This is a genomic window from Agrobacterium sp. CCNWLW155, from assembly GCF_036888815.1.
Classification (GTDB): domain Bacteria; phylum Pseudomonadota; class Alphaproteobacteria; order Rhizobiales; family Rhizobiaceae; genus Agrobacterium; species Agrobacterium radiobacter.
The window spans coordinates 1-13,656 of record NZ_JBAKFW010000015.1 but is presented as its reverse complement, the minus strand read 5'-3'; the positions used below and the strand labels follow the sequence as shown (position 1 = coordinate 13,656).

Here is a 13,656-nt window from a genome sequence, read left to right as displayed (position 1 = left end):
ACCGGGTTTTACGCCGGTCGCCTCTCCTCTCTCCCGTAACGGAATTCAGCCAGTCCAGCCGCCATCGATCACATGGATCTGGCCGGTGGTGAAGCCTGCCTCATCAGAAGCAAGATAGGTGACGAGCGCCGCGATTTCTTCCGGTGTGGCGATACGGCCCATCGGCTGGCGGGCGATGAAATCGGCCAGAGCCTGTTCGTAATTGCCGGTGGCGCGCAGGCGGTCATGCAAGGACGGGCTGTCGACCGTGCCGGGGCAGATGGCGTTGCAACGAATGCCCTTGGTGACGAAATCGGCGGCAATCGCCTTTGTCAGGCCCACCACGGCCGCTTTCGAAGCGGTATAGGCGAAACGGTTCGGCACGCCCTTCACGCTTGATGCAACCGAGGACATGTTGACGATCGCGCCCTTGCCCTTTTCCAGCATGCCGGGCAGGAAGGCGCGGCAGGTACGATACATGGCCTTGGCGTTGAGATCGAAGGAGAAGTCCCAGTCCTTCTCTTCGCAGTCCAGAATGGTGCCGGAATGAACGAAGCCGGCGCAGTTGAACAGCACATCCGCATGGCCGATATCGGCGGCGAAATCCTTGACGCCATCGCCATCAAGCACGTTCAGAACTCGGGTTTCCGCGCCCTTGAGGGTGGAAAGCGCCTGCTCGTTGATATCAGTGGCGATGACGCGCGCGCCGAGCGAGATGAACCGCTCCGCCGTCGCCCGGCCGATACCCTGACCGGCGGCGGTGATCACCACTGTCCGGCCGTTAAAATCCTGCACCATGAATAGCCTCCCGCTAAGGCGCGTCCGCCCTTCGGGGATCGGACCGCTGAATTTCGATGATCTCAAATATGGATCGACAATTCATATGTAAACGCGGTATTCATATGGCGTCAAGCAAACTTGCGCGGATGTCGGGTATCGGGCAACCATATTTTATGGCGCCTCCACCGGGCACTCATAGAAAACACATCGAGGCCAGATGACCGACGACGACAGCGAAAGATATCGCGCTCCCGCCCTCGACAAGGGTCTCGACATTCTCGAGCTTCTGGCCCGCACCGATGGCGGGCTGACGCAGATTGAGATCGCCAAGTCTATCGGTAAAAGCCCGAACGAGCTTTATCGCATGCTGGACCGGCTGGTGCGCCGCGGCTACGTGCAGCGACTTGACGGCGACCGGTTTTCGCTGACGCTGAAGATGTTCGGGCTGGCGCATTTCCATGCACCGATACGCCGGCTGGTCTCTTTTGCCGCACCTGTCATGCGCGATTTTTCGGCCAGCGCTGAGCAGGCCTGTCATCTGGCCGTTTATGACCGCGGCAGCGTCGTCGTCATCGCCCAGCAGGAATCCGCCACCTATTGGGCCATGTCCATGCGGGTCGGCGCGCAGATGAGTCTGTTCCACACCGGCTCCGGCCATGTGCTCTTGGCCTTCCAGACCGAGGCGCAACGTGAGATCATGATAACCGAGCAGGTGCGCGGCAGCGGCGAAACCGTGCCGCCCTCCCTCGCCGAGCGGCTGGCGGAGGTGCGCAAAAACGGTTTCGAATCCATGGACAGCCTTCAGACCGCCGGCGTGCGCAATATTTCCGCGCCGGTGCTGACGCTCGATGGCACGGCGCTCGCCGTCATCACCTGCCCCTATATCACACCGCTTGGCGGCAAGGCGCCGACACGTGAGGCCTGCGAAGCACTGATCCGCGAGGCGGCAAAGCGGATTTCCGAAGTGGCGACCGGAAACGGAAATTCCTGAAACGCACAAAAAAACGCGACCGGCAGGGACCCGATCGCGTTTTGAGTGACTGGAGATTATATCTCTTAAACGTCGGGGGAACGTGGATGGTTCCCCCTTTTTTGTATCAGGCCGCAGCCAGCGTCAGCTCCTTGCGGACCATCTCGCGCAGCGTCACCAGATCCTTGGCGAACAAACGGATGCCTTCCGAGAGCTTTTCCGTGGCCATCGCGTCTTCGTTGAGCGCCCAGCGGAATGCCTTCTCGTCGAGCGACTGCAGCGGCTCTGCCTTGACGTTGTCAGCCGAAAGCTTGCGCTCCAGCTTGCCGCTGTCCTTGTCCAGCTCTTCCAGCAGCGCCGGGCTGATCGTCAGGCGGTCGCAACCGGCCAGCGCTTCGATTTCGCCGACATTGCGGAAGGACGCACCCATGACGACGGTGCTGATGCCATTGGCCTTGTAATAGTTGTAGATGCTGCGCACCGAGACGACACCCGGATCGGTCTCGGCGGTGTAGTTCTCGCCGGTCGACTTCTTGTACCAGTCAAGGATACGGCCAACGAAGGGCGAGATGAGGAACACCTTGGCTTCGGCGCAGGCAATCGCCTGGGCCTGCGAGAACAGGAGCGTCAGATTGCAGTCAATGCCTTCGGACTGCAGCACTTCGGCAGCCTTGATGCCTTCCCAGGTGGAGGCAAGCTTGATGAGGATGCGTTCACGCTCGATGCCGCGCTCCTTGTAGGCCGCGATGATGTGGCGCGCCTTGGTGATGGAGGCTTCCGTATCGAAGGAAAGGTCGGCATCGACTTCGGTCGAAACGCGGCCCGGAACGAGGCCGGCAAGCGCCGCACCGACAGAAATGGCCAGACGATCGGCAACGGCGGCAACAACGGCGTCGGACTGGCCGCCCTGCTTCTTGCCCCATGCGACGGCTTCCTTCACCGCATCCGCAAAGGCAGGCGTGCCGAGTGCTTTCAGAACGATGGTGGGATTGGTGGTGCAATCCACCGGCTTCAGGCGCGCAACCGCCTCGATATCGCCGGTGTCGGCAACAACCGTGGTGATGGCGCGAAGTTGTTCGAGTTTGGACGTCATATCGAATGATCCTTCATGATCTCTTGAAAACTTGCTCACCCGTCTTTTCGTTCCCGCACCATGGGTGCGCCCAAGGCCGAAATCGCGGTTTGTCCGGCTCCGACTATCGCAAGCGGCACGGCCCAAAGTCAAGACATTTGCGCATCGCAATTGACATAAGTTTCACGCCTGCGATACTCCGCCGACATAAAGAATGGCGGAAACCGTGGCGAAACTGAGAAGAGAAACCCATACGGCCTATTCGGAAGCGGCTTCGCTGAGGCTGCGCGCCGCATGGCTTTATTATAATCAGGGCATGACGCAGAAAGACGTCGCCGAGAAGCTCGGCATTAGCCGCTCCACCGTCATCCGCCTTCTGGACGAGGCGATGAAGCGCTCCGAGGTGCAGATCTGGATCAACGAGGGCATCGAGGATTTCGTTGAACTGGCCGGCCGGCTGGAGGCGGCTTACGGGCTGGATGAGGCCGTCATCATTCCCTCCCCCGATAAAGCAAGCGTCGAGGGCACGGCCAAGGCCGTGGGTCTGGCGCTCGGGCAATTTCTCTCCGAAGCGGTGCCGAACGGCGCCACCATCGGCGTCGGCTGGGGCCGCACCATGACCGCTTCGCTTTCCAGCTTCCGCCCGCCGCGCCGGGAAAACTGCAAGGTCGTCTCGCTGCTCGGCGGTATCGTCGCCGTGCACCAGACCAACCCGCTCGATTACACCTGGCGGCTGGCAAGCGCGCTCGGGGCGGAATGTTACATGTTCCTCGCGCCGCTTTTGGTGGATTCCGTCGAGACCAAACGGGCGCTGATCGAAAAATGCGGGCTGGCGACGCTTTATGATCTGGCCGAAACGCTCGACCTCGCCATCGTCTCCTGCGGCGATATCGGCCCGCATTCGACCTCGCTGTCGGAGGGTTTCATTTCCAAGGCGACGCTGCAGGAACTCATCGACGCCGGCTGCGTCTGCGACACCATGTTCAACTTCATCGATGCGGAAGGCCGCTCCGTCGATCACCCGATCAATCAGCGCGCCATGGCCATCGATCTCGATACGCTGCGCAAGGCCAAACACATCGTGCTGGCCTCCGGCGGCGCCCACCGCGCCATCGCCATCCGCGCCACGATCAAGCGCATCGGGTGCAATACGCTGATAACGGACGAGGCAGCGGCCCGGGCGTTGATGGAATTGGTTTAAGCCTCGTCGGGCCATTCTCGGGCAGTCATCCAACCTCCACCGTCATCCTCGGGCTTGTCCCGAGGATCTGCAACCGATTGATTTTATTCTACGTGATTAGATCCTCGGCACAGGGCCGAGGATGACGATACGCGAGAACTCCGGGCATTTCATGCCTTGGCATATTTGCTCAAAACAACGCCGATCTCTTCTGCAGTAACGAACTCTCCGGCAACGCATCTTCTTTAGTGCGTTTTGTTGCGGGGCTCGAACGGTCGACCAAACTCACACCTTCCCCGTTTCCCAGCCGAGCATCGCCCGCTTGCGGGTCAGGCCCCAGTGATAACCCGTCAGCGCCCCGCTTTTGCCGACGGCACGGTGGCAGGGAACGACGAAGGACACCGGATTGGCGCCGACTGCTGCACCCACGGCGCGGGAAGCCGTGGGCTGACCGATATCGCAGGCGATGTGCGAATAGGTGACGGCGCGGCCCATCGGAATTTTGAGAAGACTTTCCCAGACCCGCACCTGAAAATCCGTGCCGAGCAGCACGACGCGCAGCGGCCTGTCCGCCGACCACATGGACGGATCGAAGATGCGGGCAGCATAGGGCGCGGTCGCTTCGCGATCCTCGACATAGTCAGCATTCGGCCAACGGCCGGCCATATCTTCGAAACAGGCTCTTTCCTCGCCCGGATCGGCAAAGGCGCAGCCGGCAAGGCCACGATCAGTCACCATGACCAGCGCAAGGCCGAAGGGCGAGGCGTGAAACCCGTAACGGATCGTCAGCCCGCCGCCCTTGGCCTTCCATTCGCCGGGTGACATGGCTTCATGGGTCACGAACAGATCGTGCAGGCGTCCCGGCCCCGACATGCCGACCTCAATCGAGGTTTCCAGCAGCGGCAGATCCTCTTCGCGCAACAGCCGCTTGGCATGATCGAGCGTCACGGCCTGCAAAAAGGCCTTGGGCGACAGACCGGCCCAACGGGTGAAGGTCTTCTGCAATTGCGTCGGCGACTGGCCGAGCTCTGCGGCAATGGCTTCGAGGGAAGGCTGCTCGCGATAATCCAGCGTCAAAAGCTCGATGACCCCGCGCACCGTGTCGTAGTCCGATCCGATGGGGGTAATGTCTTCGTTCAGCGTAATATTGGCGTTCATCGCAAATCTCCTAACGGGTAAGAGAAAACCATTAAAGCGACTTCGTCTCCACCCGTTTCTTGCGCGGCATCACGATACGCAAGGAATGTTCGTTAGCCCGAACACGCACTCACCCTCATTCCTTTGCCCGTCACAGGAATCCAGCATACACGCGTCCGCGTGGCAGGAGGAGTTCTTTCAGCCCAGGGACTTGGGCTGGCTGGATCCCTGTGACAAGCACGGGGATGAGGGCGGCAGAGCATCCCCTCACATCCGCCGCCTGACGGTCGCCAACGCACCGCCGAAAGCCTTGGCGAAGCTTTCACGGTCATCGGGATTGAGAAACGACCCGATATCGGTCGCCCGGCCTTCGCCCGTCACATGCATGGAGACGATGCCGATCTCGTCATGCCGCCTGACCCTGAAGCGCGCCCAGAAGGGGTTGAAGCGATGCTCCACCATACGCCCGGCCGGAGAAAATTTGCGGATCGACAGGCTGGTGTGCGAAACGCTGACCTCTTCCCGCGCCTTCGCGGCCCGGTAATTAGCGCGGAAGGCGACATAAAGCAGCAGAAAATCCAGCCCGAAGAAGAGGCCGACGGGCCATGCCCCGGTGGCGAGGAAAAAGCCGCCATAGACAAGGCAGGCCAGACCGGAGACAAGCAGGAGCAGCCGGAAACCCCTTCTGCCAAGCGAACGGTGCGGAACGAGTTCCGCCGCGAAAATCGGCTGGTCGTTGAGCGTATCCACGTTGCTTTCCTTTGGGCGGGCTGGCTATAGATAGACCATGACAATCGCCAAAAAACGATCCAGCACCCAAACATTGAAAAAGTCAAATCCGGCATCCGCCCGCAAGCCGGCGCGGGTGAAAACAGCCTATTCGAAGGATGAGCTGACCGAAATCTTTCGCCGCTTTTCCATTCAGCGGCCGGAGCCGAAAGGCGAGCTGGAACATACCAATCCCTTCACCCTGCTGGTGGCCGTGGCGCTTTCCGCACAGGCGACCGATGTGGGCGTGAACCGCGCCACGCGCGCGCTGTTCAAGGTGGCCGATACGCCGGAAAAAATGCTGGCGCTCGGCGAGGAACAGCTGATCGGCTATATCAAGACCATCGGACTTTACCGCAACAAGGCCAAAAACGTCATTGCCCTGTCGCAGATCCTGATCGACAATTTCGGCGGCGAGGTGCCGAAAACCCGCGAGGAACTGGTGACCCTGCCTGGTGTCGGCCGCAAGACGGCCAATGTGGTGATGTCCATGGCCTTCGGCGTGCCCACCCTTGCAGTGGATACCCACGTCTTCCGCATTGCCAACCGGCTCTGTCTTGCGCCGGGCAAAACCCCTGACGAGGTTGAAGACCGGCTGATCCGCATCATTCCCGAACAATATCTGTTCCACGCCCATCACTGGCTGATCCTGCACGGGCGTTATTGCTGCAAGGCGCGCAAGCCGGAATGCGAGCGCTGCGTGATTGCCGATATCTGCAAGTCGCCGGAAAAGACCTTCGATATTCCGGCGCCGCTGGTGGAACTACCCGCGCAGCTGTTCGGTGCGGCCGGCGGCGAGTGAGGGATCGCGCCGGCTGACGGCCTTGTGCAGATGCACCATCATCGAGGCGGCAAAAAGCGGCGTCAACAGATTGAGGAACGGCACCGCCAGAAAGGCCGCGATCACCAGCCCGGCCATGAAGACGGTGGCGCGGTGTTTTGAGCGGAACTGCCTAGCTTCCAGGGGTGTTCGGAAACGCATCGCCGCAAATTCGAAGAATTCCCGGCCGAGCAGATAACCGTTCACCAGGAAAAACGCGATGAGGTTGACGCCCGGCACCAGAAGCAGCAACAGCGCGACGAGGTTGCCGGCAATGACGACACCAAAAAACTTGATGGACGACAGCACGGCCTCGCCGATCGGCATCGCCTCGCCGGGCGGATCGTTCGGATAGCTCTTTTTTTCAACCACTTCGGCGACATCATCGAGAAACAGGCCGGCAATGACGGCGGTGACCGGCGAGATGAGCAGCGCAAGCGCCAGTGCAAGGCCTATTCCGGCGAAAATGGCGAAAACGAAGCTCAGCCAGCCCGCCCAGTCAGGCACGCCGGGTATCAGCGTATCCACCCACGGCAGGGCGAAATAAATGAAGATCGAGCGAATAGCGAACCAGAGCGCCGCCAGCACGAGAAGCGTGAGCCCCAGAACCTTCCAGAACACTGACCGGGTTTCGGCGGCAAAGAGATTGTGAAAGGCAAGCCTCGCCGCATCAAAAATCATTCGGAACTCCTCGACGCCTTTAGCATTGAAACACTCTTATCAGGCGAGAGATAAGCGCTGCCCGCCCGCTCTGCAAGACGGACGGAAAGGCGCCAGATGTCTGGATTTAAACCGCAGATGGAATTTCTCTTGAATAAAAGGTATCTCTAAAATATAATAATCTATCTATTATAATTCGCATACCGGTCCGGTGGAGGACAAGGCCGGAGAAGCTATCCCCCACCGTCAAATTGCGGTTCGCACGCTCGTTTGCGCGCGCGCATGCATCATCGTTCAATAAAGATAAAAGAATGAGGCGTTGGTGGAAAAGCTGCTGTTGAACCTTACACGCGCCATGAAGGCAGGGACGCCTTCCGAGCGCAAGATCGCTAAATATCTGATCGAACATCTGGACGAATTGCCGTTCGAGACGGCGCAGACACTGGCCGCCAAGCTCAGTCTCAGCCCGATGACGGTCGGACGTTTCCTGCGTTCGCTGGGATACCGGCAATTCAGCGATATCCGCGCCGATCTGCGCCATGCCGAAGAAACCGCCGGTGTGGACCAGCCAGCAACGGCAGAAGGCGGCGAACGCCAGTCCAACCCGTTTTCGCAGCTTCTGTCCCAGCAGATCCAGGCCATCCAGACCGCCTTCGACATGACGACCCAGTCGATCTGGCGGCTTGCCATGAACGAGATCGCCACGGCGGGCGATGTCTTTCTGGCAACCTCCCCGGAAGGTCTCGACGCCGGGCGTCATTTTTACGGGCGGCTTCTGGAGAGCCGAGGCCACATCCATTATCTCGGCAGCGACAGCGCGGCCTATGTCGCCCTGTGGGATTTCGACCCCGCTCACACCCTGCTCGTCATCATGGATTGCGGCGGCAGCCTGTCGCCGCTGCAGCGCCTGTCGGCAATGGCGCGCAAGAGCGGCTACAGGACATTGCTGATCACCACACGCTTTTATGAATGGGGCCCCGAAAGCACCGATCTCTGTCTTGCCATGCCGCAGGCGCAGAATGGCGGCCAGGGCCTGCTTCAACTGGTTTCCCTGCTGGAATTCACCCTCTGTGCGCTTGGCGCCAACGCTGATGATAGCGGCAGGGCAAGGGCAAAGAACCTAACCGCCCTGAAACGCTCGCTGCGTGGTTGATTGCGGCTAACAGCAGCGGCAGCATATGGATCGAGCGGTTGCCGCTCGTTTCTTCTCCCCGCCGGGGAGAAGTCCGCGGCAGCGGGATGAGGGGGCTAGAGTGCGTTCATCGCTCGCGTTCCCCCTCATCCGGCTCTTCGGGCCACCTTCTCCCCGGCGGGGAGAAGAAACGCGCGGCACCCACTCGGCCTTGTATTTTCCTTCAGAAAATCAAAGGCTCTCCAGTTCCTGCCGATGCCGGTACATGGCGAGGAAACGACGATAATCCCGCTCATAACGGGGGGCGAGCGCCCGGTTGCCTGATATTTCCGCATTGCCCGGATACATGGCGGCCCCGGCGGCCGCAAGGCTCGCATGCACCCCGCCAGCCGTCGCCGCCGTCATTGCCGTTCCGAGAAGCACCGCGTCGGCGGTTGCGGGAACCACGATGCGCTTGCCCGTCACATCGGCATAAAGCTCCATCAGCAGCGGGTTCTTCACATGTCCGCCGGTGACATGCAGGCTTTCCACCGCATAACCGAAACGCTCCATCGCATCGAGCACATGGCGGGCGCCAAGCGCAATGGCCACGGCGGTGCGCCAGTAAAGACGGCAGAGACTGTCGAAAGACGTATCCAAAGTCAGCCCGCTGATAACGCCGACGGCATGTGGATCGGCAAGCGGCGAGCGGTTGCCGTGGAAATCCGGCAGCACATGCAGCCGCTCGGCGAAGGCCTCACCCTCAAGCGCGCGCAACTCCGTTACCCGCGCAACGATGCGCGCATGCAGCGCCGTATCCGGCTCACCGCCTGCCGCATGCATGCGCACGATATGGTCGAGCAGCGCACCGGTGGCTGATTGCCCGCCTTCCACCAGCCAGTGCCCGGGCAGGATCGCCTGCCAATAGGGCCCCCAGAGGCTGTGGCCGGGCATCTGCCGCTCCGACATGGCGACAAGGCAGCTCGAAGTCCCGGCGATCAGGGCCACATGCCGGCCGACATCTGCAGACAGGCAGCCGCCAAGCGCGCCAAGCGCGCCGGCATAGGCGTCGATCATGCCCGCCGCCACCTCACAGCCGGTATCGAGACCGAGCTCGGCGGCAGCTTCGGGCGAAAGCGGGCCGATGCTTTCCCCCGGCATCACGGTGGTTTCGGGAAGGCCTGCCCGCTCCTTCAGGTCGGCAAGGCCCGCCAGTTCAAGATAATCCGCCTGCCAGCCGGGATTTTCCTGTGCCAGGAAATTCCACTTCGCCGTCTGCGTGCAATTTGAACGCTGCGCTGAGCCGGTCGCCTTCCATGTCAGGAAATCCGCCAGATCGAAGGCGAAGGACATGCGCGACCAGCTGGCCGGCATATGCTGTTTCAGCCACATCAGCTTCGGTATCTGCATTTCCGGCGAGACGCTGTTGCCGGCGAAATCCAGCACCCGGTGGCCGGATGCCGTCAGCCGGTCGGCCTCACCTATCGCCCGGTGATCGAGCCAGACGATGGTGTCGAACCGGTCTTCACCGGCAACGGAAACCGAAACGGGCTCACCCCGCCCATCACGGATAACGAGCGAGCAGGTGGCGTCAAAACCGATGGCGGCGATACTTTGCGGCGAAACACCTGCCTCGGCAAGCGCTGCCTTCACCACGATGCAGACGGCGTTCCATATATCGGTGGAATCGTGTTCGGCGTGGTTTTCCTGCGGCCTTTGCATCAGGATGGGATGGGTGGAGCGGGCAAGCAGCCGGCCGGCCGGATCGAAAATGCCGGCCCGGGCGCTGGCGGTGCCGACATCGACAGCGACGAGATTTTGACGCATCAAGACTGCAATTCCATCCCTTGCGCAACGACCTCCGGACGGCAGCAGGCAGAGTCCCGCTCAGCCTGCATCGCGTTCCGCCCGCCTGTCAAAACCGCCCTTCCCCACATAATTGCCGACAAGTTGGACCAAATCCGGCATCGCGTCAAACACGGCATCCGCCCCAAGCCCGGCGATCTTTTCGCGGAATGCGGGAAAGCGGGCATGCGAACCGCCGGTAAAAGCAAAAACGCCCATGCCGGCGGCCTTTGCGGCAGCAATGCCCGCCGGGCTGTCCTCGATCACGATGCAGTGACGCGGATCAGCGCCCATTTCGCGCGCCGCATGCAGGAAAAGATCAGGCGCCGGCTTGCCGTTCTTCACCATGGTGGCGCTGAAGACATGCGGTTCGAATTTGTCGATCAGGCCGGACAGTCCCAGCGAATAACGGATGCGCTCCGGCTGGCTTGAGGAAGCGACGCAACGCCGAAGCGGCAACAGCCTGTCCAGTGTTTCGCCAATACCATCAATCGGCCGAAGCTCAGTGCGGAAACGTTCGAACAGCGTCGCGCGCATATGATCAAGAAAATCGATGTCCGTCTCGACGCCGTAGTCCTCAAACAGCGTCGCCGTCATGCTGGCGACGCTGCGGCCGAGAAAGCGCTCATAGGCCTCTTCCTCTCCCATCGTCACGCCGAGATGGGAGAGCATGTCGAGAAGGACGGAGATGGAGACCGGCTCGCTGTCGACGAGAACGCCGTCGCAATCGAAAATCAAAAGGGGCGCGGTCTCGTCTTCCATCTCGTGGTCACTTTTCAGCCAGCTTGTCATCCAGATAAAGCTGCAAGGTCTTCGCCGTGCCTTCGCGCCACAACGTCTTCAATGCATGGGCAAAGCGTTTACGGAAAAGCTCCGATTCGGCAACCTCCCCGAAAATATCGTCGAGTGCGAGGAAGGCCATCGGATCATCCTTGGCCTTGATGGCCGCCGCCTGCAGACGCTCGGCGCTGGCATCGTTGAAGGTGATTTGCTTGCCGCTGTCGGTGGTGCCGTAGAAATAACGGCACCACAGAGCCGAAACCAGCGAAAGGCCTATGATATCCTCGCTGCGCGCCAGACGGTCGGCGGTGGATGGCAGGATGAATTTCGGCTGACGGTTGGATCCGTCCTGCGCCAGACGCGGAATGGTGTCGCCGATCTTCGGGTTGAGGAAACGCCGCTCGATCAGGCCGAAATAGTCGGCGAGATTCGTGTCGGGAACCGGCGGAATGACCGGGATGATCTCTTCCTTTTCCAGCTTTGCCAGAAATGCCCGGATCAGCGGATGCTCCATCGCCTCATGCACGAAATGAATGTCGAGCAGCGCGGCCGGATAAGCGATTGCCGCATGGCCGCCGTTGAGGATGCGGATTTTCATGTGCTCGTAAGGCGCGACATCCTTGACGAACTGCACGCCAGCCTTTTCGAGCGCCGGGCGACCGGCAGGGAAATTATCCTCCATCACCCATTGCTTGAACTCCTCGCAGAAGACCGGCCAGTTGTCGTCGATGCCGAAATCGTCACGGGCAATATTGCGTTCGCGTTCGCCGGTGGCGGGCGTGATGCGGTCGACCATGGAATTGGGGAAAGCGACGTTTTCGCCGATCCAGTTGGCGAAAGCAGGATCGGAGAGAGCCGCGAGCCCGACCACCGCGTTTTTGGTGACCTTGCCATTATGGGGAATGTTGTCGCAGGACATGACGGTAAAGGGTTGAAGCCCCCTGTCGCGCCGCGCCTTCAGCCCGGCGACGATGAAGCCGAACACGGTTTTCGGCGTCGCCGGGTTGTGCCCGTCTTCGGCAATTGCCGGGTGCTGCGGATTGAAGGAACCGGAAGCGTCGATGAAATAACCGCCTTCGGTAATCGTCATCGAAACGATGCGGATTTTCGGATCGGCGAGCGTATCGATGATGCGCTGCGTATCGCCAACTTGCAGAATGTCGATCATCGGCCCGGTAACACGCGCACCGGTGCGGTTATTGTCCTGCTCCACAACAGTGGTCAGGAAATCCTGCGCGGCAAGTTTCTCACGCATCACCGCATCGGAGGGCAAAACACCCGCACCGATGATGGCGAAGTCATGGTCCGCACCCGTGTTGAAGAGGTCATCCAGATAAACCGCCTGATGCGCGCGGTGGAAATTGCCAACGCCGAAATGCACGATGCCGGCTGAAAGATCGGTCCGGGAATAGGCCGGAACCGCCGCCGTTTTTCTGGCTTCGTCAAGCGTTGCGAGGGAGAGTTTGCATGTCATGTCACGATCCTCGAAGGGGAAACGTTGTTCGTGCCAAGGCCGGGCGGCAAGCGCCCGATACTCAGCTCATCCAGTTGCCGCCATCGACATTATAGGTCTGGGCGACGATGTATTCGGCCTCATCGGAGGCAAGGAAGATCGCCATGCCGGTCAGGTCTTCGGCACGGCCCATGCGGCCGAAGGGCACGGCCTCTCCGACCAGCCGCTTCTTTTCACCGGCCGGGCGGTTTTCATATTTCGCAAACAGCGCATCCACGCCGTCCCAGTGCTCGCCATCGACCACGCCGGGCGCGATCGCATTGACGTTGATGCCGTGCTTGATGAGATCGAGCCCGGCCGATTGGGTGAGGCTGATGACGGCGGCTTTGGTGGCGCAATAGATCGCCACCAGTCCCTCGCCACGCCGGCCCGCCTGGCTTGCCATATTGATGATCCTGCCGCCTTTTCCCCGAGCAATCATTGTTTTTGCGGCGGCCTGCATCATGAACAGCGTGCCTGATACGTTGATTGAAAACAGTCTTTCGTAGCTATCGCGTTTGATCTCGACAATCGGTGCGAGATCGAAGAGCGCGGCATTGTTGATGAGGATATCGAGGCCACCGGTCTGGCCCTCCACCGTGCGGATGGCCGTGTCGATGGAGTGCTGCTTGGTCACGTCGAGTTCGACGGCATAGGCGTTCTCGCCGATTTCACGGGCGGTCTTGCTGGCGCGTTCGAAATCGATATCGGCAATAGCGACGGTTGCGCCCTCGCGTATGTAGGCCTCCGCAAAGGCGCGGCCAATGCCACGCGCCGAACCTGTTATCAGCGCGGATTTGCCTTCCAGTCTTCCCGTCATATCGCGATGCCCTTTTCATCGAACCTGTGGATCTTTGTGTCATCCGGCGTGATGAAGACGGTATCGCCGTGTTTGCATTCGAATTCACCGTCGGTTCTGGCGGTGATGGGGCCGATGCCGGGGACGTCGAGGTGGAGGAAGGTGTCGGAGCCGAGATGTTCGGCAACCGTGACCTTGCCCTGCCACAGCCCGGTTTCTTTCGACAGCGTCAGGTGCTCGGGCCGCACGCCGGCGGTGGTCGC

The 13,656-nt window shown here is 60.7% G+C and carries 14 protein-coding genes; 4 read left to right on the top strand and 10 right to left on the bottom strand.

The features are described from left to right. Window positions 1-45 precede the first annotated feature (45 nt). The gene (locus V6S97_RS25670; protein WP_003499083.1) at window positions 46-777 is read right to left on the bottom strand and encodes an SDR family oxidoreductase; all 732 of its coding nucleotides are present in this window, start codon (window positions 775-777) and stop codon (window positions 46-48) included. Between the two features lie 199 nt (window positions 778-976). On the opposite strand from V6S97_RS25670, the gene V6S97_RS25665 reads away from it, so the two are divergent. Continuing rightward, window positions 977-1,750, top strand: coding sequence for an IclR family transcriptional regulator (locus tag V6S97_RS25665; protein ID WP_087746748.1), 774 nt, complete (start codon window positions 977-979; stop codon window positions 1,748-1,750). A 106-nt stretch (window positions 1,751-1,856) separates the two neighbouring features. On the opposite strand, the gene tal is transcribed toward V6S97_RS25665, so the two are convergent. Continuing rightward, window positions 1,857-2,822, bottom strand: a complete 966-nt coding sequence (tal, locus tag V6S97_RS25660) for a transaldolase (protein WP_003505415.1) — start codon at window positions 2,820-2,822, stop codon at window positions 1,857-1,859. Window positions 2,823-3,027: 205 nt separating this feature from the next. On the opposite strand from tal, the gene V6S97_RS25655 reads away from it, so the two are divergent. Continuing rightward, window positions 3,028-4,002 (top strand): sugar-binding transcriptional regulator, encoded by a 975-nt coding sequence (locus V6S97_RS25655; protein ID WP_003505414.1) that lies wholly within the window; start codon window positions 3,028-3,030, stop codon window positions 4,000-4,002. Window positions 4,003-4,266: 264 nt separating this feature from the next. Here V6S97_RS25655 and V6S97_RS25650 read toward each other — a convergent pair whose 3' ends face one another. Beyond that, window positions 4,267-5,139, bottom strand: a complete 873-nt coding sequence (locus V6S97_RS25650; protein ID WP_020809874.1) for a methylated-DNA--[protein]-cysteine S-methyltransferase — start codon at window positions 5,137-5,139, stop codon at window positions 4,267-4,269. A gap of 246 nt (window positions 5,140-5,385) precedes the next feature. Next, window positions 5,386-5,868, bottom strand: a complete 483-nt coding sequence (locus tag V6S97_RS25645) for a DUF2244 domain-containing protein (protein ID WP_020809873.1) — start codon at window positions 5,866-5,868, stop codon at window positions 5,386-5,388. A 37-nt stretch (window positions 5,869-5,905) separates the two neighbouring features. Here V6S97_RS25645 and nth point away from each other — a divergent pair, with 37 nt between their 5' ends. Then, window positions 5,906-6,688 carry an endonuclease III gene (gene nth / locus V6S97_RS25640; RefSeq protein ID WP_111791379.1) on the top strand — a complete coding sequence of 261 codons (783 nt, stop codon included), beginning with the start codon at window positions 5,906-5,908 and terminating at the stop codon, window positions 6,686-6,688. On the opposite strand, the gene V6S97_RS25635 is transcribed toward nth, so the two are convergent. Further along, a complete protein-coding gene (locus V6S97_RS25635) occupies window positions 6,650-7,387 on the bottom strand; it encodes a sulfate transporter family protein (protein ID WP_111791378.1) in 738 nt (245 codons plus the stop codon). The two genes, nth and V6S97_RS25635, sit on opposite strands and share 39 nt — an antisense overlap. Before the next feature lie 298 nt (window positions 7,388-7,685). Here V6S97_RS25635 and V6S97_RS25630 point away from each other — a divergent pair, with 298 nt between their 5' ends. After that, window positions 7,686-8,519, top strand: a complete 834-nt coding sequence (locus V6S97_RS25630) for a MurR/RpiR family transcriptional regulator (RefSeq protein ID WP_111834944.1) — start codon at window positions 7,686-7,688, stop codon at window positions 8,517-8,519. A gap of 210 nt (window positions 8,520-8,729) precedes the next feature. Here V6S97_RS25630 and V6S97_RS25625 read toward each other — a convergent pair whose 3' ends face one another. The 5 genes from V6S97_RS25625 to V6S97_RS25605 all read right to left on the bottom strand — a co-directional run. Continuing rightward, a complete protein-coding gene (locus tag V6S97_RS25625) occupies window positions 8,730-10,304 on the bottom strand; it encodes an FGGY-family carbohydrate kinase (protein ID WP_162691907.1) in 1,575 nt (524 codons plus the stop codon). 60 nt (window positions 10,305-10,364) lie between these two features. After that, window positions 10,365-11,084 carry an HAD family hydrolase gene (locus V6S97_RS25620; protein WP_111834942.1) on the bottom strand — a complete coding sequence of 240 codons (720 nt, stop codon included), beginning with the start codon at window positions 11,082-11,084 and terminating at the stop codon, window positions 10,365-10,367. Between the two features lie 7 nt (window positions 11,085-11,091). Next, the gene (locus V6S97_RS25615; RefSeq protein ID WP_107676908.1) at window positions 11,092-12,576 is read right to left on the bottom strand and encodes a mannitol dehydrogenase family protein; all 1,485 of its coding nucleotides are present in this window, start codon (window positions 12,574-12,576) and stop codon (window positions 11,092-11,094) included. Window positions 12,577-12,637: 61 nt separating this feature from the next. Next, window positions 12,638-13,414, bottom strand: a complete 777-nt coding sequence (locus tag V6S97_RS25610) for an L-iditol 2-dehydrogenase (protein WP_060724570.1) — start codon at window positions 13,412-13,414, stop codon at window positions 12,638-12,640. Then, on the bottom strand, window positions 13,411-13,656 hold a 246-nt coding region (locus tag V6S97_RS25605), incomplete at its 5' end, for a TOBE domain-containing protein (RefSeq protein WP_334428001.1). The genes V6S97_RS25610 and V6S97_RS25605, both read right to left, overlap by 4 nt.